The following is a 23,466-nucleotide window of genomic DNA, read 5'->3' as shown; positions in this document are numbered from 1 at the left end:
TTGTACTCCTTGGCGGTACGCCGATGCGGTGCCCTGGCATCTGCTGCGTACCGCCAAGGAGTACAACGCCACGCTCGTGACCGTGCTCGACCGGGTGCCCCATCAGGTGATCGCGGAGGTGGCGCGGCAGTACGGGGCGCTGCTCACCCGGGCCGGGCTGGGGGAGGTGCCCCGCTTCACGATTCCCGAGCTGCCCGAGTCCGCGGGTGGCGGCAGCGGGTTGCTGCCCACGACCGCCGTCGCGCCGTTGCGGGCCTGGCTCACCCACCGGGCGCAGGACCCCGCCGCCCGTCAGCAGGCCCTGGACCGGACGGCGGGCGGAGTCATCGCCTCGCTGCGGTCCCGGATGCCCGAACTGGCCGCTGCCGTCTCGGGTCAGTACGCCGCGGCCGTGCGGCTCGCGGGCACGGTCGAGCAGGCGTACGGAAACGAGGGCAAGCGGGTACGTCGCGAGCTCAAGGCCGGCGCGGTGCTCGCCGGGGATGCCAGGACCCGGTGGCGCGGCTATCCGGTGGACTCCACCTCCGCCGAGCTGCTCGACGCGCTGGTCGAGAGCCTGACCGCGCTCCTGGAGTGCGCCGTCGCCGCCGCCGACGAGCGGGTGCGCGAGGAGTGGCAACGGGAGGCGGCGCTGGAGGGGCCCGAGGCCGTGACGGGCGAGGCCCGGGAGCGGATCGGGGTGGTCGTACGGCGCTGGCGGCGCGTTCTGGAGGAGCTCGCGGAGGAAGAGGTACGGGTGCTGGAGCGCTCGGCGGCGCCCGATCCCGAGGCGGTGGCCGCCCTGCTCGCGGCCGCGCTGCTCGGCGGTCGGCGGGCGCGCCGGGCGGGGGAGCGGCTGGCGATGCGGATCGGCGCTCACGGTGCGCTGAGGCTGCGGGACAAGGGTGCGGTGCTGGTCGGTGACTGCATCGACCAGGTCCTGGACGGGGAGCGCGACCGGCGGCTCGCGCCGCTCGACGCGCTGGATGTCGGGCCCGAGTCGCAGGCCGAACTGATTGCCGCACTGTCTGTGCTGAAGAGGAGTGGTGAGTGATGAGCGGGACGACGGTGACCGGTGACACGGCGGACACGGCTGATGTTGTTGAAGCTCCAGATGTAGTTGCAGGCGTCGTTGAGGTGGTTGAGGTGGTTGAGGCGGTCGACGAGAGCGTCCGCAATGACGCCGCAGCGAGCCCCTCCAAGGGCTGGGACGACGGGTTCATCGCCCGGCGCGCCAGCGAGCGCGGCACGGCGCGCGAAGGCGCGCTGCGCCCCCTGCCCGAGGCCTACGCGGATCTGCCGCGCCCGACCTCGTACACCGGTGATCTGCGCGTACGGCTGGACGCCCTGCGCGAGTTGGTCGGGCTCTCCCGGACCCGGCTGGAAGGCTCGACCCTCGGCGAGGCGGGCCGGGTGCTCGACGAGGCCGCCGCCCGTCAGCGGCTCTCCTCGCAGCACACCGTCGTCGCGATCGCCGGTGCGACCGGCAGCGGCAAGTCGACGCTCTTCAACGCCCTGGCCGGCGTGTCCATCTCGGAGACCGGGCTGCGCAGGCCCACCACCTCCGCCCCCATCGCCTGCAGTTGGACGGACGGGGCGGCCGGACTTCTCGACCGGCTCGGGGTTCCGGGGCGGCTGCGGCGCAGGCCGTGGCAGGGGGCCGGGCCCGGTGACGAACTGCACGGTCTCGTACTGATCGACCTGCCCGACCACGATTCGGCCCTCACCGTCCACCGGGAGCAGGTGGACCGGGCGTTGGAACTGGTCGACGCGGTGGTGTGGGTGGTGGATCCGGAGAAGTACGCGGATGCCGCGCTCCACGAGCGCTATCTGCGGCCGCTCGCGGGCCACGCCGAAGTGACGTTCGTGGTGCTCAACCAGGTGGACCGGCTGCCCGGCGAGGCCGCCGACCAGGTCCTCGACGATCTGCGCAGGCTCCTCGACGAGGACGGGATGGCGCTCGGCGAGCACGGCGAACCGGGGGCCACCGTACTGGCGCTCTCCGCGCTGACCGGGGACGGTGTCGGTGAATTGAGGGAGATGCTCGGGCAGTTCGTGGGGGAGCGCGGGGCGGCCGCGCGCCGGCTGGCCGCCGATGTGGACGCGGCGGCGGCCGACTTGCGTCCGGTGTACGTCGCCGAGGGGCATCCCGGGCTGGACGAGCGGGCGCGCGAGGAGTTCGGAGAGGGCCTCGGCGAGGCGGTGGGCGCGGTGGCCGCGGGCGAGGCGGCGGAGCGGGAGTGGCGCAGGAATGCCGTGAAGGCGTGCGGGACGCCCTGGCTGCGGCTCTGGCGCTGGTACGAGGCCTCGCGCGCCCCTGGGGGCCCTGAGCCGGTGGTGGAGCCCGAGACGGAAGCGCCCGAGACGGAGATCACCGCCCGGCAGCGGGTGGAGCAGGCGGTGCGTACGGTCGCGGACGAGGCGTCGGCCGGACTGCCCGCGCCCTGGGCGCAGGCGGTGCGCGAGGCCGCGGTGCGCGGGGCCGAGGAGCTGCCGCGGGCGCTGGACGTACTGGCGGTCGAGGCGACGGGGAACGGGCGGCCGGCGCGGCCCGCCTGGTGGCCGAGTGCGGTGCTCGCGCAGGTGCTGATGACGGTGCATCAAGTGCTGGGTGTGATCTGGCTGTTCGGTGCGGTCTGCGGACTGCTCGATGTGTCGCTGCAGACGCCGTTGCTCGTGCTGCTGGCCGGGACGCTCGGCGGACCGCTGGTGGAGTGGGCGTGCTCGGCCGCGGCTCGCGGTCCTGCGCGGCGGTACGGGCAGGAGACCGAACGGCGGCTGCGGGAGGCGGCGTCCGGGTGCGGGCGGGCGAAGGTGCTCGACCCGGTCTCGGCGGAGCTGCTGCGGTACCGGGAGGTGCGGGAGCAGTACGCGACGGTGGCGGGGTTGTCCACAACCGGGCAGTAGTCCACAGGCCCCGGCGGGATTCCCGCGTCCGGTCCAGCATGGGATCACACATTGATCGCAGGGCAAGGGACGGACAAGGACCGGACAAGGGCCGGGCAAGGTCCGGGCGGGGAGGCCGAGATGAGCAATGACACGCTGGTCACGCTGGTGGGGAATGTCGCCACGGAAGTGAAGCAGCACGGCAGCGGGGATGACGAAGTGGCCCGGTTCCGGCTCGCGGTGGCGCCGCGGCGCTGGGACCGGCAGCGGGAGCAGTGGGTGGACGTGCCCGCCAGCTTCTACACGGTGTGGGCGCGGAGGTCGCTCGCCGCCAATCTCTCCAGCTCCCTCTCGATCGGCGAACCCGTGGTCGTGCACGGCAGATTGAGGGTGCGCGAGGAGGAGCGGGACGGACGGTGGCGCTGTTCGGCCGATGTCGACGCCGTGACGGTGGGGCACGATCTGGCACGGGGGACCTCGGCATTCAAACGGGTGGTGAAAGTCGAGTCATTTCTGACGGACCGCCCGAAAGATTCCGTTCCGTATGCGGCCCGTGCGTGAAGATGCGGCAATCGGCCCAGGTCGGACGGGGTGTTCGGGATAACGATTCCGAGTCGGAATGGTTGTAGCGCGCATTGAGGGGGACTCTGATGCGCCTGCTTCTCTAGGATCTGCGGGTACTCATGAGGCATTTGAGTCTGCAGGCGAGGCACTCCCCACTGCGCGCACCGCGCGAAAGAGCCTCGCCCGGAGGGGAATTCTGTGTTTTCTGCCATAGGCAGGCGGGGCGTCGCCCGTTTCACCACCGCGATCGTAGTTTCGGGTCTGGTCGCGGCGGGTGTGGTGGCCGGAGCGGGTGCGGCCGCCGCGGACGATGCACCGCAGCAGCAACTGGGCGGCGCGTCCGCCACGATCGACGGCCTGAAGACGTACGACAGCGCCGTGTTCCACGATGTCGACGGCGACCGCAAGGTGTCGGCCGGGCTGTTCGAGATGACGGTGAGCGGCGGCGGCAAGCTGTCGACGTACTGCATCGACATCCAGCACCCGACCAAGGAGCAGGCGTCGTACCTGGAGACCCCCTGGGCCCAGACCTCGCTCGGCTCGAACGGTGACGCCGGGAAGATCCGCTGGATCCTGCAGAACTCCTTCCCGCAGGTCAACGATCTTGCCGCGCTCGCCAAGGAGGCCGGCACCGGTGCGCTGAGCGAGGGGACCGCGGCCGCGGGCACCCAGGTCGCGATCTGGCGCTACTCCGACCACGTCAAGGTCGACGCCGTCGACAAGCAGGCGGCGAAGCTGGCCGACTGGCTCACCGACCACGCCGCCAATGTCGGCGAGCCCAAGGCCTCGCTGACCCTGGACCAGAGCGCGGTCTCCGGGAAGGCGGGCGAGAAGCTCGGCCCGGTCACCGTGCACACCGACGCCGACAGCGTCACCGTCGCGCAGGGCGCAGGCCTCGCGGACGCCGGGGTCAAGATCGTCGACGCCGCGGGCAAGCCCGTCACCGCTCCGGTGACCAACGGGGCCAAGCTGTTCTTCGACGTACCGGCTGACGCCCCGGCCGGCAGCGGTTCGCTGACCGTCCAGGCCACCACCCGGGTGCCGGTCGGCCGGGCCTTCGCGAGCGGCACCGGCAGCCAGACCCAGATCCTGGCCGGATCGAGCGAGTCGACCGTCTCGGCCGGCGCCACCGCGACCTGGGGCACGAAGGGTGCCATCCCGGCGGTCTCCGCGCAGAAGAACTGCGCGAAGGGCGGCGTGGACATCACCGCGGGCAACACCGGCACGGAGGCCTTCACCTTCGAGCTGGCGGGCAAGACGTACACGATCGCTGCCGGGGAGTCGCGCACCGTGACCATCCCGGTCGCCGAGGACCAGGCGTACGACTTCACGATCACCGGGCCCGGGGGCTTCAGCAAGGAGTTCCAGGGCGTCCTGGACTGCAAGACCGCGGCTCAGGACGCGAGCAGCGCGCCCTCGTCCCAGCCGAGCCCGGCCTCGGTCGGCGGCGACACCACGGGCGGCACGGGGACCAACCTCGCCGAGACCGGTTCGTCGAGCACCACCCCGATGATCGCGGGCATCGCGATCGCCCTGGTGGTACTGGGTGGCGGCGCGGTCTTCTTCCTCCGCAGGAAGTCGAACTCGGGCAGCGCTGAGTAATCAGTCGGTGACTCCGGCCCCGGTGAGCCCTTGGCGCACCGGGGCCGTTTTCGTCAGGGGATGGACGTACGGCAGACTGGGGTGTATCTGCCCACACATCTAACGCCGGACGGTTTCTCTTGGCTGAGTTCATCTACACCATGCGCAAGACGCGTAAGGCGCACGGCGACAAGGTGATCCTTGATGACGTCACCTTGAACTTCCTGCCCGGCGCGAAGATCGGTGTCGTGGGCCCCAACGGTGCCGGTAAGTCCACGGTGCTGAAGATCATGGCGGGCCTTGAGCAGCCGTCCAACGGTGAGGCGTACCTCTCGCCCGGTTTCAGCGTCGGCATCCTCATGCAGGAGCCGAAGCTCGACGAGACGAAGACCGTGCTGGAGAACGTCCAGGACGGCGCCGCCGAGATCATGGGCAAGCTGCAGCGCTTCAACGAGGTCGCCGAGCTCATGGCGACGGACTACTCGGACGCGCTGCTCGACGAGATGGGCAAGCTCCAGGAGGACCTGGACCACGCCAACGCGTGGGACCTGGACGCCCAGCTGGAGCAGGCCATGGACGCCCTGGGCTGCCCGCCCGGCGACTGGCCGGTCACCAACCTCTCCGGTGGCGAGAAGCGCCGTGTGGCGCTCTGCAAGCTGCTGATCGAGGCACCCGACCTGCTCCTCCTCGACGAGCCCACCAACCACCTCGACGCCGAGTCGGTGAACTGGCTTGAGCAGCACCTCTCGAAGTACACGGGCGCTGTCGTCGCCGTCACTCACGACCGTTACTTCCTGAACAACGTCGCCGAGTGGATCCTCGAGCTCGACCGCGGGCGCGCGATCCCGTACGAGGGCAACTACTCCACGTACCTCGAGAAGAAGGCCACTCGCCTCAAGGTCGAGGGCAAGAAGGACGAGAAGCGCGCCAAGCGCCTCAAGGAAGAGCTCGAGTGGGTGCGGTCCAACGCCAAGGGGCGTCAGACCAAGTCCAAGGCCCGTCTGGCCCGTTACGAGGAGATGGCCTCCGAGGCGGACAAGATGCGGAAGCTGGACTTCGAAGAGATCCAGATCCCGCCGGGCCCGCGTCTGGGCTCCATCGTCATCGAGGTCGAGAACCTCTCGAAGGGCTTCGGCGACAAGCTCCTCATCGAGGATCTGTCCTTCTCGCTGCCGCGCAACGGCATCGTCGGCATCATCGGCCCGAACGGCGCCGGCAAGACGACGCTCTTCAAGATGATCCTGGGCCTGGAGACTCCGGACTCCGGTTCGATCAAGGTCGGCGACACCGCCAAGATCAGTTACGTCGACCAGTCCCGCGCCAACATCGACCCGAAGAAGTCGCTGTGGGCCGTCGTCTCCGACGAGCTGGACTACATCAACGTCGGCCAGGTCGAGATGCCTTCGCGGGCGTACGTCTCCGCGTTCGGCTTCAAGGGCCCGGACCAGCAGAAGGCCGCGGGCGTGCTCTCCGGCGGTGAGCGCAACCGTCTGAACCTGGCGCTGACGCTCAAGGAGGGCGGCAACCTGCTGCTCCTCGACGAGCCCACCAACGACCTCGACGTGGAGACCCTGTCGTCGCTGGAGAACGCGCTGCTCGAGTTCCCGGGTGCGGCCGTGGTCATCTCCCACGACCGCTGGTTCCTGGACCGGGTCGCGACGCACATCCTCGCGTACGAGGGTGAGTCCAAGTGGTACTGGTTCGAGGGCAACTTCGAGTCGTACGAGAAGAACAAGATCGAGCGTCTCGGCGCCGACGCCGCCCGCCCGCACCGTGCCACGTACAAGAAGCTGACCCGAGGCTGATCGTGCGTCATATCTACTCGTGCCCCCTGCGCTGGTCGGACATGGATGCCTTCGGGCATGTCAACAATGTCGTGTTTCTTCGGTACTTGGAGGAAGCGCGCATCGACTTCATGTTCCGGCTCGCGCCGGGGGACGGGTCGCCGTCCTTCTCCGGCGGGTCCGTGGTGGCCCGGCACGAGATCGACTATGTGCGGCCGCTGGTCCACCGGCACGCGCCGGTGACCATCGAGTCGTGGGTGACGAAGATAGGTGCGGCCTCGCTCACCATCGCCTACGAGGTCAAGGACCCCGCTGCGTCCAATTCAAATGCGGTGGTGTATGTGAGGGCTTCGACCGTGGTGGTGCCCTTCAACCTGGAGGCGCAGGTTCCGCGGCGGATCACGGCCGAGGAGAAGTCCTTCCTCCAGGCGTACCTGGACGAGCCGGGAGCGCTCGCCGCATGACGGCGCGACTTGCCTTCGCCGACGCGGGGGAGGCGGCGGATCTCGCCGCCTTCCTCGCCCGGCTGATCCATTACGACCGGGCCGCCGCGGTGCGACTGCAGGCAGGCAACGGGACGCTGGCCGTGTTCGGACGGCCGCCGTCCTTCGAGGTGCTGGCCATCCGTACGGCGCGCCTCGCGGACCCTGTCGCCCTCGACGCGACCGTCTCCGCCGGTGAACTCCTGGAGTCCGTCGACGAGTTGGCGTCCGCCGCCGATGTCCCCGCCGCCGTGACCGGCCCCCCGTGGGCCGGTGTGCTGCCGCCGCGCAGCGGCTGGCAGCAGCTGGACGGGCTGCCGGCGCCGGGCGCGGTGCAGGCGGAGGTCGCGGCCGTCGTCGCCGAATTCCGTACGCGGACCGAGGAGTTGCCGGCCGAGAGCCGTACCCGCGCCGAATTCGACCGGATCGGACGCGAGATCTGGTCCCGGACGCTGGGCGAGACCGAGCTTCCCGTACGGGCCGCCCATGCTGCCCAGTCGCTGGGCTTCCTGCGGCCGGTGCGGGCCATGGTCCCCGCGGGCCGTGCCGCCGGGGAGCAGCCGCTCGCGCTGCTGACCGCCGGGGCGTGGCTGCGGCTGCGGACGCCGTACGGGTCGATCGCCGTACGCAGGGCATCGGCCCTCGGTGGGCTGAGCGTTACGCCCGCATAAAGCGGCTGTGCAATAAAGCAAGAACGATGCACCCAAAGTGACCGTTGTCACTTTGGGTGATTTTGTAGGAATGATCTCCGTGCGGAGGGGCAGGGCCCGGGACAGCCCTGTTCCAGCACCCCCCGGAGGATCCGAGATATGCCCGAGCTTTTCATCGGCGGCCAGTGGACCGAAGCCGTCGACGGGCGGACCCGTGAGATCCGGTGCCCCGCTGACGGCTCCCTCGTGGCGACCGTCGACGAGGCGGGTCCCAAGGACACCGCCGCCGCGATCGCCGCCGCCCGCCACGCCTTCGACGAAGGGCCCTGGCCGCGGACGCCGGTCGCCGAGCGGGCCGCGCTGCTGGGGCGGGTCGCGGATCTTCTCGTACGGGACAAGGACCTGCTCGCGGGGGCCGAGTCGCTCGACACGGGCAAGCGCCTGGTCGAGTCGGCGTACGACATGGACGACATCGCCAACTGCTTCCGCTACTTCGGCAGCCTCGTCGCCGCCCAGGCCGCCGGGCGCGTGGTCGACACCGGGAATCCGGTCGTGGACAGCCGTGTCGTGCAGGAGCCGGTCGGGGTCTGCGGGCTGATCACCCCCTGGAACTATCCGCTGCTGCAGACCGCGTGGAAGGTCGCACCGGCGATCGGGGCGGGCAACACCTTCGTACTGAAGCCCAGCGAGCTGACTCCGCACACCGCCATCCACCTGATGAAGCTCCTCCAGGAGGCGGGGCTGCCCGACGGCGTCGCCAACCTGGTGCTCGGCGCCGGGCCCGAGGCCGGGGCGCCGCTCTCCGAGCACCCCGATGTGGATCTGGTGTCCTTCACCGGCGGGCTGCTGACCGGGCGGCGCATCATGGCCGCCGCCGCTCCCACCGTGAAGAAGACCGCTCTGGAGCTGGGCGGCAAGAACCCCAATATCGTCTTCGCGGACGCCGACTTCGACACGGCGCTCGACATGGCGCTGGCCGCGATCTTCCTGCACTCCGGGCAGGTCTGCTCGGCCGGTTCCCGACTGCTCGTCGAGGATTCGCTGCACGACCGCTTCGTCGACGAGCTCGTACGGCGGGCCCGACTCATCAAGCTGGGCGGCCCGTTCGACGAGAACGCCGAGACCGGGCCGCTGATCTCCGCCGCACACCGCGAGAAGGTCGAGGCGTACGTCGCCGCGGGCATCGCCGAGGGCGCCGTGCTGCGGTGCGGCGGCGAGCGTCCGGCCGACCCGGCGCTGCAGGGCGGTCACTACTACCCGCCGACCGTTCTCGACGGCTGCCGCAGCGACATGTCCGTCGTACGCGACGAGTCCTTCGGGCCCGTCCTGACCGTCGAGCGCTTCCACGACGAGGCCGAGGCGGTCGCCCTCGCCAACGACACCGTCTACGGACTCGCCGGCGCCGTCTGGACCACCGACGAGGCCAGGGCCGCCCGTGTCGCCGCCCGGCTGCGGCTCGGCACGGTGTGGATCAACGACTTCCACCCCTACGTCCCGCAGGCGGAGTGGGGCGGCTTCAAGCAGTCAGGTACGGGCCGCGAGCTCGGTCCCGCCGGGCTCGCCGAGTACCAGGAGACGAAGCACATCTGGCGCAACACCGCACCCGAGCCGCAGCACTGGTTCGCGGGCTGAGACCCCGGTGATCCACGCGCAACACACCCCACGCACCTGCCTACTTGGAGTCTGGTCATGAGCATGACGAAGGATGACGCCGAACTCGCCGAGTTCGGCTACAGACCAGAACTGAAGCGTTCGCTCGGCAACTTCCACACCTTCGCCGCCGGTATCAGCTACATCTCCATCCTCACCGGCACCTTCCAGCTCTTCTACTTCGGCTTCGGCTTCGGCGGCCCCGCCTACTGGTGGTCATGGCCCCTCGTCTTCGTCGGCCAGCTGATGGTCGCCCTCTGCTTCGCCGAACTGGCCGCCCGCTACCCGGTCGCAGGCTCGGTCTACAACTGGGCGAAGAAGCTGGGCGGACCACACGTCGGCTGGCTGGCGGGCTGGATGATGCTGCTCGCCTCGATCGTGTCGATCGCCGCGGTCGCGCTCGCCTACCAGGCGACCCTGCCCCAGATATCCGAGGCCTTCCAGATCGTCGGGGACGGCACGGGGAAGTACGACGTCGCCACCAACGCCGTGATCCTGGCCGCGGTGCTGATCCTCTTCACCACCCTCGTCAACGCCTTCGGCGTGAAGCTCATGGCCCGTATCAACACAGCGGGTGTCTTCCTCGAACTGGTCGCCACCGTCGTACTGATCGTGCTCTTCGCCGTCAATGTCGTGCGCGGCCCCGACGTCGTGCTCGACACGCACGGGCACGGGGGCACAGGGGACTTCGGCTACATGGGCGCCTTCCTGACGGCGTCGCTCGCATCCGCGTACGTCATGTACGGCTTCGACACCGCGGCCTCCCTCGGCGAGGAGTCCATGGACCCCTCGCGCAACGCACCGCGCGCGATCCTGCGGGCGCTGCTCGCCTCCTTCGTGCTCGGCGGGCTGATCCTCATCCTCGCGCTGATGAGCGTCGGCAACCTCGACGGCAAGGGCATGACGACGGACGGACTGCAGTACGTCGTCCTGGACGTGCTCGGCGAAACCGGCGGAAAGCTCATGCTCTGGTGCGTGCTGATCGCGGTCACCGTCTGCGCGCTCGCCGTGCACACCGCCGCCATCCGGCTCGCCTTCGCGATGTCCCGTGACAACAACCTGCCCGCGGCGAAGCTGATGGCGAAGGTCAGCCCGCGCTTCGGGACACCGGTGCTGCCCGCCGTGATCGTCGGCGTACTCGCCCTGGGCGTCCTGCTGGTGAACATCCGTCAGCCGCAGATCTTCTCGGTCGTCACGAGTATCGGCATCATCATGATCTACGTGGCCTATCTGCTGGTCACCGCACCGATGCTGGTGGCGCGACTGCGCGGGAAGTGGACCCCGGCCGGCGACGGCAAGTTCTCGCTGGGCCGCTGGGGACTGCCCGTCAACCTGGTCGCCGTGGTGTGGGGCGGCTTCATGACCCTCAACCTCGCCTGGCCGCGCGCCGAGGTCTACAACGCGGCGGCGCCGTACCACTGGTACCTGCGCTGGGGCGCCTTCCTCTTCGTGGGGATCGTGCTGCTCGGCGGCTTCGCCTACTACTGGTTCATCCAGCGCCATCGCACGGGTGTCCTCGCCGACCACGCCGCCGTCATAGAAGAGAAGGAGACCGAGGATGTCCACTGAAGAATTTGATTACGTGATCGTCGGTGGCGGCACGGCCGGCAATGTCGTCGCCGCCCGGCTCAGCGAGGACCCCTCGGTGACCGTCTGCGTCCTGGAGGCCGGACCCTCGGATGTCGGCGACGACAACATCCTCCAACTCGACCAGTGGATGGGCCTGTTGGAGTCGGGTTACGACTGGGACTACCCCGTCGAGCCGCAGCCCAAGGGCAACAGCTTCATGCGCCACGCCCGGGCCAAGGTCCTCGGCGGCTGCTCCTCGCACAACTCGTGCATCGCCTTCTGGGCTCCGGCCGAAGACCTCGACGCCTGGGCGGCAGCCGGTTGTACGGGGTGGGGAGCGGGCGATGTCTTCCCTCTCTACAAGCGCCTGGAGACCAATGACGCGCCCGGCGACCATCACGGCCGCACGGGCCCGGTGAAGATACGCAACGTCAAGTCGGCGGACCCCTGCGGTGCGGCCCTCCTGGAGGCCTGCGCCCAACAGGGCATACCCACCACGCAGTTCAACGCGGGCGAGACGGTGGTCAGGGGCGCCAACTGGTTTCAGATCAACTCCGACGAGAACAACGTCCGCCAGTCGTCGTCGGTCGCCTATCTCCACCCGATCATGGGCAAGCGGCCCAATCTGACCGTACGCACCGGGGTGCGCGCCAAGAAGCTGCTGATCGACGCCGGGCGCAGGTGCACGGGCGCCGAGTATCTCGACCCCGATCTCATCCACACCCGTACCGTCACCGCACGCCGTGAAGTCATCGTCTCCTGCGGGTCGATCGACACCCCCAAGCTGCTGATGCTCTCCGGCATCGGGCCCGCGGCCCATCTGCGCGAAGTCGGCGTGGACGTGGTGGTCGACGCACCGGGCGTCGGCGAGAACCTGCAGGACCATCCCGAGGGCGTGATCATGTGGGAGGCCAAGCAGCCCATGGTCACCGCCTCCACCCAGTGGTGGGAGATCGGCATCTTCGCCGGCACCCAGGAGGGTCTGGAGCGGCCGGACCTGATGTTCCACTACGGGCAGGTGCCGTTCGACATGAACACCGCCCGGCACGGCTACCCGACCACCGAGAACGCCTTCTGTCTCACCCCCAACGTGACGCAGGCGAAGTCGCGCGGCACGGTGCGGCTGCGGACCCGGGACTACCGCGACAAGCCGATGGTCGACCCGCGCTACTTCACGCACGAGCACGACGAGCGCGTCATGACGTACGGACTGAAGCTCGCCCGCGAGATCGCAGCGCGGCCCGCGCTGAGCGGGTGGACGGGTGCGGAGCTTGCGCCGGGGCCGGACGTACAGACTGATGACGAGCTGCTCGACTACATCCGCAAGACCCACAACACCGTGTACCACCCGGCCTCGACGGTGAAGATGGGCGCGGACGACGATGCGATGGCGCCGGTGGACGCGCGGCTGCGGGTCAAGGGGATCCAGGGGCTGCGGGTGTGCGACGGGTCGGTCATGCCGGAGCTGGTGACCGTCAATCCGTGCATCACGACGATGATGATCGGCGAGAAGTGCGCTGACATGGTCAGGGCCGACGCGGTCTAGTTCGGCGGGTGGGTCCGGGTCGGCTTTGTCGGCCCGGACCCCTGTACGCGGCCTTCGGCCGCTTGTCCTCAATCGCCGGACGGGCTTTTGGTGTCCTCAATCGCCGGACGGGCTTGAAATGTCCGGCCAGATGCCGATGTGGTCCGTTTCCAGTTCCAGCATCACCCGGTGCTTCATGTCGAGCGCCTGCGTGTACTCGGCGGGCAGCTGGAGCCGTCCCGCCCGGTCGAGCATCGCGTACTCGCGCGCCACCACCGACTCCTCGCCCGTCGCCTCGTCCACGTGGGTGCGGCGCAGCACCTCCGTGGAGGTGCGGCCGTCGCGGATGGCGACCGTACGGCGGACCTCGCCCGCCACCGCCTGGTCGTGCGTGACGATCACGATCGTCGTGCCCAACTCCTCGTTGGCGGTGCGGAAAGCGCCGAAGATCTGCTCGGCGGTGTGCGAGTCGAGCTCGCCCGTCGGCTCGTCGGCGAGCAGTACGGACGGCCCGTTGGCCAGTGCCACCGCGATCGCCACGCGCTGCTGCTCGCCGCCCGACATCTGGTGCGGGCGCCGGTCCTTGCAGTGCGCGACGCCCAGCATCGTCAGCAGCGACTCCGCACGCTCGGCCCGCTTGGCCGACCGTCCGCGCAACTGCATCGGCAGCGCCACATTCTGACTGGCGGTCAGATACGGCAGCAGGTTGCGTGCCGTCTGCTGCCATACGAAGCCGACCACATCGCGTCGGTAGCGCAGCCGCGCCTTCGCGTCCATGGCGAGCAGATCGCAGCCCGCGACACTGGCCGCGCCCGCCGTCGGTACGTCCAGTCCCGCCAGGATGTTCATCAGCGTCGATTTGCCGCTGCCCGACGCGCCCACCAGGGCCATCAACTCGCCCTGGGCGACCAGAAGATCGAGCCCCTGGAGGGCCTGCACCTCCACCCCGTCGGTGGAGAAGATCCGTACCAGCCGGTCGCAGGCGATCAGCGCGTCATGGCCGTAGGAGGGCCGGTCGCGGCGCGCCGACGCACGCTGTTCCAGATCGGCCAGCGTGGTCTCCGTGGAGGTGTCCGTCATCGTGCGTCCCCTGCCCTGAGTTCGGTGATCGATCCACGCCGCCCGCTCCACCAGGCCTGCAGCGCGGCCACGGCGGTCGCCAGTGCCACCACGCAGAGCGCGGGAAGCGCCAACGACCAGGGATCGGGCTGCAGTTGTACGCCGCCATCCGGCACCAGCGAACCGCCGGCCAGCGCGAGGCCGTCCAGATTCATCCCGGAGGACAGCAGCCGGATCGCCGCCCACCCGGTGAGCGCCCCGCCGACCGCGGCCGGCAGGGCCTGTGGCAGGGCTTCCAGTACGAGCAGCCCCCGGGCCTGGCGCCGGGTCAGGCCCATCGTGCGCAGCCTGGCGAGCAGAGCGGCCCGTTCGGGGGCCGCCCGCAGCAGGGCCAGCAGCAGGGCAAGGGCCGCGAAGCCCGCGCCCGCGAGAACCGCGAGGGTGTACATCCGCTCGGCGCCCGTCTGCATCGGCGAGTCGACGAGCGCGCGCCGCTCCTCAGCCCGCAGCTGCACGCTCGCGGAAAGACCGTGCGTGGCCGCCCTCAGCGCCTTCCCTGCCGGGCTGCCGGTGATCATCAGCGCGGTGGGCGGCGGCTTGCCGAGGCCCGCGTTGTCCACCACCAGGAAGTCCTGGTCGGGCAGGCCCGGCGTGCGGTCGCGTACGGCGACGATCCTGACGGTGCGGTCGTACCCCGCCACCTTGATGTTCAGCGGACCCGTGCCGAACCGCTTCGCGACGGCGGGCGTGGCGAGCGCGGGCAGCGGGGCCGACGCACCCCCGCGGTGCGCCAGCTGTCCGGCGGGGAAGGGGCCGAAGCCGGTGTGGCGGGCGAGCGCGGCGTACGACGACGGGTCCACGCCGAGCACCGGGATGCGGGCCCCCTGGTCGGGGAGCGCCACGTCGTACTCCACGTCGACGGCGGTCACCGCGTCCACGCCCGGCAGTTCGGAGACCTGTCCCGCCAGTCGGGCGGGGAGCGGATCGAGCGAGCTGATCCGGGCGTCCGCACCGATGTCCAGCATCGCGGCGCGGTCACGGGCGTCCGCCACCCCGGCCAGCACCGAGCCTCCGAACGCGGCCGTGGTCAGCGCCGTCAGCAGTGCGAGCAGCGGCAGCACGCCGCCGGCCGACGAGCGTCCGGCCCTGGCCAGCGACAGGAATCCGACCGCCGTACGCAGCCGGGCGGCCGGACGTGCCGCCCAGCGCAGGGGCAGCGGGTACAGCCGTATGAGAATCAGTGAGGCGATGATCCCGACGAGCACAGGCGCCGCGCTCACCAGCTGGTCCGCCCCGGCGGCGGTGCCGCGCCTGCGCAGGGCGACGACCGCGCCGACGGCCAGGACGACGAGCGTGAGTTCGGCGACCGTACGGCGCCGCGAAGGTCTGGTCCGTACGACGTCCTGGCGGTCGCCGTTGACCTGGGGCCTCCGGTGTTCGGCCAGCGCGCGCACCGGCAGGGCGAGAGCGGCCACGGCGGCGACCGCGACCGCGCCGGCCACGGCGGGTCCGGTTCGGCCCTCGGGGACGGCCAGCAGGGCCGCGCCGAAGCCCAGTGCGGCAGCGGGCAGGACGACCACCGCGGTCTCCGCCGCGAGACGGCCGCCGAGTCCCCGCATCGAAGCGCCGCGCGAGCGCAGCAGGGCGAGTTCGGACTGCCGGCGCGCGGCGGCCAGGCCTCCCGCCATCAGCAGGACGATCATGGCGACCGTCCCGGTGCCGAAGGCGGCGACGGCCACCACCGGACTGATGGAGTCGCGGATCTTCTTGTACCGGGCGAAGACGTCGTCGAGGCCGGTCCTGACCTCCGTGGAGTCGCCGGCGACGGTCTTCATCTTCTCCAGCCGGGGTCCGCTCTCCAGCGAGGCGATGAGCGTGGTGAGCTGCGACAGCTCGTGCGAGGTCACGCCGCTGGGGTTCGGAGGGAGGTTCCAGTACAGCTCCGCGTTCTCCGGGAGCGATGCGAGCAGCGGGGCGGCTTCCGGCGCCAGGAGCAGACCGGCGATCCAGTACCTGGACGGTTTGGGATCGGGGGAGGGGATCGGGGTGAGCGAAGGGGTGCGAAGGATCGGCTGGACGGACCAGTAGCTGTCCTGGGGGCGGACCGGTTCGACGATCCCGGTGATACGGAAGGACAGCTGCCCACCCATGCCGTTCGGCGAATGGATCACCGAACCGAGCTTGATGTGCAGGGTCTTGGCGGTGGCCCTGGTGACAGCGGCCTCGCCCTCCGCGGAATCCTCCGACACCGGACCCTTCGCCGTGGGCAGCCGGCCCTGCACGACGCGGGCGTGCCGGGCGAGGTCCGACTGGGCGGCGACAGTGACCTGCGGCGGTACGCCGTCGGGCATGGCCAGCCAGGGGTCGCCTGTCTCCAGCGGCTTGATGGTGCGGTAGCCGTACGACGCCTGCGGGTTGTCGATCCGCAGCGGTCCCGGTATCTGCTGCAGCAGCTGCTGGTAGACCTTCGCGACGGCGCGGGGGCGCACCAGACCGGCGCGCTCGTCGGGCCGCAGGGTGATGTCGGGTCCCAGCGTGGACACCTCGATGACGGCCTGGGACGCGGCGACTTCGGAGATCGCGTGACGCAGGCCTCGGTCCTCGTACGTGTCGACGCCGCGCGGGAACGCCGCGGCGAGACAGCTGGTCAGCAGGACCAGCACGGCGAGCGCGGTGGCTGCGCCCGGCGCGGTGCGCAGTCTGGTGCGTACCCAGGGGGCAACGGCTGGTGCCGGCATGTCAGTTGCCTCCTTGGTGGCGAAGGGACACTGCGGGATCGGTACGGCGCAGCGCGATGGCCGCGACGATCAGCAGGGGTACGGCGGCGACCGAGACCAGCAGCACGGCGATCCGCCCGGCCGGCAGCTGCACCAGTACGTGCGGCACCGGCTGGGCGGCCTGCGCCGTCAGCACGATCAGCGGGACGACGGCTCTGGTGAGTACGGTGCCCAGGGCCAGGCCCACCAGCAGGGCGATGGCGATCAGCACGCCCTGTTCGGCGGCGATCATCCGGGCCAGCTGGCGGCGCGGGGCGCCCAGTGCCCTCAGTACCGCGAACTCCTCGGAACGCTCGCGCAGCGAACCCACCGCGCTCACCGCGAAGCCGACCGCGGCCAGCGCCGCGGCGACCACGGCGGCCGCGGCGAGTGCGGACTGGGGGCCCGCGCCGAGCGGGTCGTCCAGGAGCTCCGTGGCGACCTCGCCGCGGACCAGGATCTGGCTGGGGTCCATGTCGGGCCTCTCCCGCAGGGCCGCGGCCACCTGGGCCTCCTTGCCCGGAGCGGTCGCCAGCCACCACTCGGTGGGGGCGAGGGATGCGTCGGGCTTCGCGGCGAGCGTCCGGTTGACGGCGCGCAGGTCGAGCAGCAGGGAGCCGCCGGGGGCCTCGGTCGAGGCCCCCGGAGCGACGGTGCCCGAGGCGCCGGGTCCCGTGGTCGGGAGCTCGCGCACGGACCGTACGATCCGCACCTTCGCTCGCTCGTTGCCCAGCGGCACGTCCACCAGATCCCCGGTCTTCGCCCCGGTGGAGCGCAGGTACTGGTCGGTCGCGACGGCGGTGAGCGGTGGTGCGGGGGGACGTATCGCGGTGATCCGGACGGTCTGCGTCGGGACACCGCCCCAGACATCCCGGGAGGAGGAGCCCGTGGTGAAGGGCGCGGACAGCTGCGCCTGCGGCGATGAGGAGAGCTGGACGTTGCCGGCGAGCGCCGGCGAATCGGTCATGCTCGCCTGGACGAGCGAGGTCGCCTTCCACTGCGCGACGGCGGGGAGCGCCACCGGCTTCTCGGCGCCTGCGGAGGTGACGGAGCGCAGCGACTGGAGGTCGAGGCGCTGGTGCTCGGACGCCATCGGCTCGGTCAGGTCGCTCTCCAGACCGGTGACGGTGATCGGCTGCGCCATCCTGCCCGCGGGCGCCTCGGCCACCTTCGCCAGGTCGAGGGTGAGGACATGGGGGCGGCCGTCGGCCGGCAGATCGCCGATCACCAGGCGGTACGGCAGTCCGTAGCGGTCCTCGACGAGCAGCGACACCGAAGTGCTCAGCCCTTCGGGCGAGACCCCGCCGGGGGAACTGTCGGAGGTGAGCCGGAATTCCGCCTTCAACAGGGCGGTGTTGTCGGGCAGGACCGCGCCGGGGGTGGTGGCCGTCTCGCCGGTGAGGGACGTCAGCAGCTTGCCGCGCCGCTCGTCCGTGAGGTCGTCGCGGAGCATCAACTGGTCGGGGGCGTGGGCGAGATCCACGGCCAGTACGGTCGCCTGTCTGCTGCCGGAGAGGCTGACGTAGCTGCGGGAGACGGGCGCCGCGTCCCGTACGCCCGGCATATCGGCGTAGATCCCGGCCTGGCCGAGCTGGGTGGTGTCGCTGCCGAGGACCCGGATGGAGGCGCCCGAGCGGAAGTCGGCCTGGTCGGACTGCGACCGGTCCCAGGAGGCGCCCTGGCCGACCGCCAGGATGCCCATCGACACGGCGAGTACGAGCAGCAGCACAGGGCCCGCGTTACGCAGCGGTCTGCGGCTGAACTGCCAGCCCGCGAGCGCCGCGGGAAGCCCCCTGCCGCCCGCGGCTCTGCGCTCGGCGAGCCTCGCGACGGGCGGCAGCAGCCGCAGGGTGAGGACGGTGCCGGCGAGCAGCGCCAGTGCGGGTGCGGCCACCAGGAGCGGATCGATGCCCAGCTTGCCCCCCTGGTCGCCGGTGAGAGCGCCGCTCCCCGACGTCTGGCGGTCCAGTTGCCAGTACGCGACACCGGCGATGACCAGCAGTCCGACATCGGCCCCCGCGCGCACCGGGGCGGGCAGCGACGCGGTACGGCCGCGGCTGCGGCGGCCCGCCGAGAGCGCGGGCGCGATGACGGCCGCGGCACAGCCGAGCGCGACCGCGGCCGCCACCAGCCAGACGCTGCCGTTCGCCCCGGAGTCCAGCTGCAGCCCGATGCGGGACAGTGCGCCCTGCCCGGCCAGGAGCCGGGTGAGCGGACCGGCGAGCAGGGGCCCGCAGAGCGCGGCGGGCACGGCGAGCAGCAGAGCCTCGACGGCGGAGAGCGCGGTGATACGGCGCTTCGACCCGCCGCGTGCGCGCAGCAGTTCGGTCTCGCCCGCCCGCTCCGAACTGAGAAGACGGGCCACCAGGAGCAGCGCGTACCCGGCGAGCAGGATCAGCTGCAGCGCCACGATCAGCAGGGTGGAACGGGAGACGAGCAGCGCGCGCTGGGCCTGGTCGAGCACCTCGGGCAGGGCGGTGGTCGAGGTCGCCGCGCCCGCGAACGCCTCGTCGTCGGTCATCGCCGTCGGCGCCACCGCGACCGTGGCCCGCAGCCGGTCGATCCGGTCGGTGGTGATCCTGGAGAAGTCGCCGTTGGCCTGCCAGGACGTTGTGCCCGCACTGACCCTGCCGGAGGTGAGGTCGGCGGCGTCGGTGAGCAGAGGGCCGTAGGTGGTGAAGCTGACGGTACGGGTGCCGCGTCCGCCCAGGTCGTCCAGCTGCCAGTACGGATCGGTGCGGTCGGCCGGCTCGTAGACGCCCGTGACCAGGGAGGTCACCTTTTTGCCGTTGAGCCGGTCGACGAGCGCGAGCCGGGAACCCGGGCGCAGCTTGAGCTGTTTGGCGACGGTCGCGGGGAGCGCGGTCTGTACGGCGCCCGCGGTGGTGGCATGCGGCCAGGCGCCGGCGGTGAGGCGTACCCGCGACCGGTCGATGGACGCGAAGAAGGTGAGATCGGGGTCGCCGCCGCGGGCCGAAGGGGCCTGGAGTTCGCGCGGCAGGGCGTAGGGCCCGGACCGGCTCAGCTTCCGTACGGTGACGGGCAGTCCGTCGAAGGCCTGGTCCGCATGGCGTCGTACCGCGGTGTCCGCCGCCTTTTCCCTGCCCGGCGGCAACTGTGCCTTGACGACCACGGTGGCCGCCGCGGCGCTGCGCGTGCGCAGGGTGTTGCGCAGCCCCGCGTCGCCGATGGACCCGGAGAACGCGGCGAGCGTCGCCAGTACCGAAGTGGTCAGCAGTACGGCGAGCAGCGCGGCCGCCAGCAGGAGCCGGTGCGCACGCACCCGCAGAAAAACAAACCCCGTCACACGGCCCCCTAGACCCACGCCCCCGAACATCTTTCCGGATGCTGCCAGACGGCACCCGCCTTGGGTAACCGCTTGCAGGGCGACCTTGACTGGATTGTGACCGGAATCCGGCGAATGAACTCCGGATTCCGTCTTGTCATGGCATCTCGTCCCAGAGTTGAGGGACGTCTCATACAGCTGGGGGAGGACGCGGCTCTCGTGTTCTCGTACGTTTCTCGCACACCGGCTCGAAGAGCAGCCGGTCGTGAAATAGGGGGAAATGCAGATGTTCGCATCTCGGGGGAACGCCGTACGAGGGTTGCAGGCTGTTGTCGCCGCGGGGGTCGCGGTGGCTGCGGTCGGTCTGCTGCCGGCTTCGGCGGGGGCGGTGAGTGTTTCGACCACGTCGACCACGTCGAGCACGTCGACCACGTCGACCACAAAGGCGGCTGCGGCGAAGAGCTACACGTATCTGCAGTTCAAGAAGAACAGCAAGGACCCGTCCAACTCGCGGTTGAGCCTGGTGTATGTCCAGGTGGTCAACCCCGACAAGGTCCGCACCTGGACGCTCTCCACCTGGCGGGCGGGCTCGGGGCTCGGTGCGGCGAACAACAAGATCGGCCGCAACGCCTGCATCCCGAACCAGGGCTGGCTGCCGAACGCCACGTACAACATCGGCACCTTCTACAACAACCACGTCGGCACCGTGCACGGCATCGCGTGGGACATCGGCAACAAGCGGTGCAAGGGCGGCGGGAAGAGCGGCCAGAACAGGACCGAGCTCTTCGTCCACAGCGAGATGCTCTCCAACGGCAAGCAGGGCACGAGCGAGCCGACGCGCTGGGACGGCAACGGCGACTACAAGTCCTACGGCTGCATCAAGATGAAGCCGGCCGATGTGCGGGCACTCAAGGGCTACCGGTCCAACTACCCCAAGCCGACCAAGCTGTACGTGTCCTGACGACCCGTCAGTGGTCCGTCCGGCAGTGACGCGGGACCACAAGTCCCGTCTCGTACGCCATGACCACCGCCTGCGCCCTGCTGCACACCCCGAGCTTGGTCATCGCCCGGCTCAGATGTGATTTCACGGTGGCCTCGCTCACCGTCAGCAGGCCGGCGATGGCGCAGTTGTCGGCGCCGGTGGCGACCAGCCGCAGGATCTCCAGCTCACGCGGTGTGAGCCGGGAGAGATCCGGAAGCGGCCGGTCGCCGCCGGCGTCTTTGTACGGGTCCGCCTCCATCAGGCGGCGGGCCACGGCGGGTGCGAAGAGCTGGTTCCCGGCGGCGACCGAGTGCAGTGCGGCGGCCAGGATGCGTGCACAGGCTTCGACGTCGTCGACCATGAGCACATGGTGGCGGCTGCGGGGACGGGGCGAGGCCCGGCACCGGCCACTCGTACACGACTGTCGCGGAGCGTACGGTTCCGTGACGATCAGTGCCTGGTGAAAAGCTTTCGGTGCTCAGCCTTCGGTGCTCAGCCTTCGGTGTTCACCATGGAGGCCGCCGCATAGGTCAGATACCGCCAGAGCTGCTCCTCGTGCTCGGCGGAGAGCTTCAACTCGTCGACCGCCACCCGCATGTGCCGCAGCCATGCGTCGTGCGCCGCCCGGTCGACCACGAAGGGCGCGTGCCGCATCCGCAGACGGGGGTGGCCCCGGTCGTCGCTGTAGGTGCGCGGGCCGCCCCAGTACTGCATCAGGAACAGGGCCAGGCGCTCCTCGGCAGGACCGAGGTCCTGCTCCGGGTACATCGGGCGCAGCAGCGGGTCCTCGGCGACTCCCTGGTAGAAGCGGTGGACCAGACGGCGGAAGGTCGGCTCGCCGCCGACCTGCTCGTAGAAGGTCTGCTCCTGAAGGGTGCCGTGCGGGATCTCTGTCACACCCCCATCGTCGCAGACGCCGCGGCGGAGGACCTTGGTCCTACGACCTGGCTGCAGCAGAGTGGAGACATGAGCGCACACCGGGAATTGCGGGAGGCGCTGGTGCGGGAGATCGTACGGGGCGGTGCCCTGACGGATCCCGCCTGGCGGGCGGCGTTCGCCGAGGTGCCCCGGCATCTGTTCGTGCCGTACTTCTTCACGGGCGGGAACGGGGTCCCCGAGCGGCTCTGGGGCGAGGACCCCGATCCCGGGCGGCGCGAGCGCTGGCTCAAGGGCGTGTACACGGACGAGCCGCTGGGCACGCGGATGCGCGACGGGGAGCTCGTCTCCTCCAGCAGCCAGCCGTCGCTGATGGCCAGGATGCTGGAGGAGCTGAAGGTGCGGGACGGGGACACCGTGCTGGAGATCGGGGCGGGCAGCGGGTACAACGCGGCGCTGCTCTCGCACCGGCTCGGCGAGCGGTCCGTGACGAGCGTCGAGTACGACGTGGAGATCGCGGATTCCGCCCGGTCCCATCTGGCCGCCGCGGGGTTCCGTCCCGAGGTGGTGGCGGGGGACGGGGCGCGCGGGTGTCGGGCACGGGCGCCGTACGACCGGATCATCGCGACCTGCACGCTCCCCGCCGTACCGCACGCATGGCCGGAGCAGTGCAGGGCGGGGGCGCTGATCCTGGCGCCGCTCTCCAGCGGGCTGATCCTGCTGGAGGTGCGGGACGCGACGCACGCGGAGGGGCGGTTCCTGCACACGCCCGCGTACTTCGTGCCGCTGCGGGGCGCGGGCGTCGGCGTGCACCAGCACATCGGCGGGCTGCCGAGGAAAGCGCTGCAGAACGGACTGTTCCGGTTCCTGCTGACGCTGACCGCCGGGAGTCTGGACCCCCAGGAAGCACTCTCCCTCTGGGAGCGCGAGAAGCGCCCGCAGAGGGAGAGGTACGGCGTGACGCTCCGGGACGGCGGCCAGTGGGCCTGGCTGGACGATCCGGGCGGTCCCTATGTGTGGGAGCTGGCCGGGCTGCTCAGCCCCGGTGGACCGTGATCGTCGTCCAGGCTCCGACGTGGACCCGGTCGCCGTCCTGGAGCTGGATGGGGACGTAGGGCTGGATCGGCTCCTCGCCACCGTTGATCGTGGTGCCGTTGGTGGAGTTCTGGTCGACGACCGCCCAGCTGGAGTCGGGCTGCTGGACCAGCACCGCGTGCTGGTGCGAGACGCCCGGGTCCTCCGGCGGGATCGACAGATCGATGTCGGGGGACTCGCCGGTGGAGTGCCGGCGGCGGCCGATGGTGATCTGGTTGCCGACCAGCGGACGCTGCTGCTCCGGGGAGTACGCGGGCAGGTTGAGGCCCGCGGCGTCGGGGCCGCTGCGGTGCATCATCGCCATGAAGTACTCGCGGTCGGGGCCGATGGTGGCCGACCAGGCGAGCGTTCCCTGGGGCTGCTGCGGTTGCTGCGCCTGCTGCGGGGGTTGCTGCTGGTGCTGCTGCTGTTGCGGCTGGAATTCCTGCTGCTGGAACTCCTGTTGCGGCGGCGGAGCCTGCTGCTGGAACTCCTGCTGCTGTTGCTGTGGAGGCGCCTGCTGCTGGAACTGCTGCTGCGGAGGCTGCTGTTGCCGCTGGAACTCCTGCTGCGAGGGTGGCGGCAGCAGCCAGTCGTCGCCGTTCGGCTGCGGCGGCGACGTCTGCTGGGGGTGCTGCGTCTGCTGCGGAGGCGCCTGCTGCTGGCCCTGCTGCGGCTGGAACTGCTGCTGCGGGGGCGCCTGCTGCTGGAAGGAGGGCGGCGGCGGAGGAGGCGGGGCCTGCTGCTGGAACTCCTGCTGCTG

The 23,466-nt window shown here is 70.6% G+C and carries 17 protein-coding genes and 1 pseudogene; 12 read left to right on the top strand and 6 right to left on the bottom strand.

The window, feature by feature from the left end; all coding sequences use genetic code 11:
• The 10 genes and pseudogenes from J0695_RS13600 to J0695_RS13555 all read left to right on the top strand — a co-directional run.
• Positions 1–1,033: pseudogene (locus tag J0695_RS13600) on the top strand (ATP-binding protein); the annotation flags it as partial.
• On the top strand, positions 1,033–2,886 hold the full coding sequence (locus J0695_RS13595; RefSeq protein WP_206962268.1) for a YfjP family GTPase: 1,854 nt from the start codon (positions 1,033–1,035) through the stop codon (positions 2,884–2,886). The pseudogene J0695_RS13600 and the gene J0695_RS13595, both read left to right, overlap by 1 nt.
• Positions 2,887–3,006: 120 nt before the next feature.
• Positions 3,007–3,426, top strand: coding sequence for a single-stranded DNA-binding protein (locus J0695_RS13590; RefSeq protein WP_206962267.1), 420 nt, complete (start codon positions 3,007–3,009; stop codon positions 3,424–3,426).
• 201 nt (positions 3,427–3,627) lie between these two features.
• Complete coding sequence (locus J0695_RS13585) at positions 3,628–5,031, top strand: LAETG motif-containing sortase-dependent surface protein (RefSeq protein WP_206962266.1); 1,404 nt, start codon at positions 3,628–3,630, stop codon at positions 5,029–5,031.
• Positions 5,032–5,150: 119 nt separating this feature from the next.
• Entirely contained in the window at positions 5,151–6,815 is a 1,665-nt protein-coding gene (gene ettA / locus J0695_RS13580; RefSeq protein ID WP_206962265.1) for an energy-dependent translational throttle protein EttA, read from the top strand.
• A complete protein-coding gene (locus J0695_RS13575) occupies positions 6,815–7,258 on the top strand; it encodes an acyl-CoA thioesterase (protein ID WP_206962269.1) in 444 nt (147 codons plus the stop codon). Before ettA ends, J0695_RS13575 begins: the two co-directional genes overlap by 1 nt.
• Positions 7,255–7,947, top strand: coding sequence for a DUF8010 domain-containing protein (locus J0695_RS13570; RefSeq protein WP_206962264.1), 693 nt, complete (start codon positions 7,255–7,257; stop codon positions 7,945–7,947). The genes J0695_RS13575 and J0695_RS13570 overlap by 4 nt, the downstream gene beginning before the upstream one ends.
• Positions 7,948–8,085: 138 nt before the next feature.
• Positions 8,086–9,558: an aldehyde dehydrogenase family protein gene (locus tag J0695_RS13565; RefSeq protein ID WP_206962263.1), complete on the top strand. Its 1,473-nt coding sequence runs from the start codon at positions 8,086–8,088 to the stop codon at positions 9,556–9,558.
• A 57-nt stretch (positions 9,559–9,615) separates the two neighbouring features.
• Positions 9,616–11,145 carry an APC family permease gene (locus J0695_RS13560; RefSeq protein WP_206962262.1) on the top strand — a complete coding sequence of 510 codons (1,530 nt, stop codon included), beginning with the start codon at positions 9,616–9,618 and terminating at the stop codon, positions 11,143–11,145.
• A complete protein-coding gene (locus tag J0695_RS13555) occupies positions 11,135–12,691 on the top strand; it encodes a GMC family oxidoreductase (RefSeq protein WP_206962261.1) in 1,557 nt (518 codons plus the stop codon). The genes J0695_RS13560 and J0695_RS13555 overlap by 11 nt, the downstream gene beginning before the upstream one ends.
• 96 nt (positions 12,692–12,787) lie before the next feature.
• Here J0695_RS13555 and J0695_RS13550 read toward each other — a convergent pair whose 3' ends face one another.
• Genes J0695_RS13550 through J0695_RS13540 form a run of 3 tightly spaced genes read right to left on the bottom strand, consistent with a single transcriptional unit; the run spans position 12,788 to position 19,792 of the window.
• Positions 12,788–13,750, bottom strand: a complete 963-nt coding sequence (locus J0695_RS13550; protein ID WP_206962260.1) for an ABC transporter ATP-binding protein — start codon at positions 13,748–13,750, stop codon at positions 12,788–12,790.
• Entirely contained in the window at positions 13,747–16,467 is a 2,721-nt protein-coding gene (locus J0695_RS13545; RefSeq protein ID WP_206962259.1) for an ABC transporter permease, read from the bottom strand. The genes J0695_RS13550 and J0695_RS13545 overlap by 4 nt, the downstream gene beginning before the upstream one ends.
• A 1-nt stretch (position 16,468) precedes the next feature.
• Positions 16,469–19,792, bottom strand: a complete 3,324-nt coding sequence (locus tag J0695_RS13540) for an ABC transporter permease (protein WP_206962258.1) — start codon at positions 19,790–19,792, stop codon at positions 16,469–16,471.
• Positions 19,793–20,057: 265 nt separating this feature from the next.
• Between J0695_RS13540 and J0695_RS13535 the strand changes: the two genes are divergently transcribed.
• Positions 20,058–20,732, top strand: coding sequence for a hypothetical protein (locus J0695_RS13535; RefSeq protein ID WP_206962257.1), 675 nt, complete (start codon positions 20,058–20,060; stop codon positions 20,730–20,732).
• A gap of 7 nt (positions 20,733–20,739) precedes the next feature.
• Here J0695_RS13535 and J0695_RS13530 read toward each other — a convergent pair whose 3' ends face one another.
• Both J0695_RS13530 and J0695_RS13525 read right to left on the bottom strand, forming a co-directional pair.
• On the bottom strand, positions 20,740–21,114 hold the full coding sequence (locus J0695_RS13530) for a response regulator transcription factor (RefSeq protein WP_206962256.1): 375 nt from the start codon (positions 21,112–21,114) through the stop codon (positions 20,740–20,742).
• Between the two features lie 131 nt (positions 21,115–21,245).
• Positions 21,246–21,650: a globin gene (locus J0695_RS13525; protein WP_206962255.1), complete on the bottom strand. Its 405-nt coding sequence runs from the start codon at positions 21,648–21,650 to the stop codon at positions 21,246–21,248.
• A 69-nt stretch (positions 21,651–21,719) separates the two neighbouring features.
• On the opposite strand from J0695_RS13525, the gene J0695_RS13520 reads away from it, so the two are divergent.
• A complete protein-coding gene (locus J0695_RS13520) occupies positions 21,720–22,685 on the top strand; it encodes a methyltransferase domain-containing protein (protein WP_206962254.1) in 966 nt (321 codons plus the stop codon).
• On the opposite strand, the gene J0695_RS13515 is transcribed toward J0695_RS13520, so the two are convergent.
• Positions 22,666–23,466 (bottom strand): FHA domain-containing protein (locus J0695_RS13515; RefSeq protein ID WP_206962253.1); only part of this gene is annotated, 801 nt, incomplete at its 5' end. The genes J0695_RS13520 and J0695_RS13515 overlap by 20 nt on opposite strands.

Origin of the sequence: Streptomyces beijiangensis, from assembly GCF_017315755.1 — a bacterium.
Classification (GTDB): domain Bacteria; phylum Actinomycetota; class Actinomycetes; order Streptomycetales; family Streptomycetaceae; genus Streptomyces; species Streptomyces beijiangensis.
Note: the sequence above shows the minus strand (reverse complement) of the source record. Positions and strands in the feature narration are given on the sequence as shown.

Bases quoted from the DNA above. Each gene is read 5' to 3' on its own strand.
- J0695_RS13595 (WP_206962268.1), top strand. From the start codon at position 1,033: ATGAGCGGGACGACGGTGACCGGTGACACGGCGGACACGGCTGATGTT.
- J0695_RS13590 (WP_206962267.1), top strand. From the start codon at position 3,007: ATGAGCAATGACACGCTGGTCACGCTGGTGGGGAATGTCGCCACGGAA.
- J0695_RS13570 (WP_206962264.1), top strand. From the start codon at position 7,255: ATGACGGCGCGACTTGCCTTCGCCGACGCGGGGGAGGCGGCGGATCTC.
- J0695_RS13565 (WP_206962263.1), top strand. From the start codon at position 8,086: ATGCCCGAGCTTTTCATCGGCGGCCAGTGGACCGAAGCCGTCGACGGG.
- J0695_RS13560 (WP_206962262.1), top strand. From the start codon at position 9,616: ATGAGCATGACGAAGGATGACGCCGAACTCGCCGAGTTCGGCTACAGA.
- J0695_RS13555 (WP_206962261.1), top strand. From the start codon at position 11,135: ATGTCCACTGAAGAATTTGATTACGTGATCGTCGGTGGCGGCACGGCC.
- J0695_RS13550 (WP_206962260.1), bottom strand. From the start codon at position 13,750: ATGACGGACACCTCCACGGAGACCACGCTGGCCGATCTGGAACAGCGT.
- J0695_RS13545 (WP_206962259.1), bottom strand. From the start codon at position 16,467: ATGCCGGCACCAGCCGTTGCCCCCTGGGTACGCACCAGACTGCGCACC.
- J0695_RS13535 (WP_206962257.1), top strand. From the start codon at position 20,058: ATGTTCGCATCTCGGGGGAACGCCGTACGAGGGTTGCAGGCTGTTGTC.
- J0695_RS13530 (WP_206962256.1), bottom strand. From the start codon at position 21,114: ATGGTCGACGACGTCGAAGCCTGTGCACGCATCCTGGCCGCCGCACTG.
- J0695_RS13520 (WP_206962254.1), top strand. From the start codon at position 21,720: ATGAGCGCACACCGGGAATTGCGGGAGGCGCTGGTGCGGGAGATCGTA.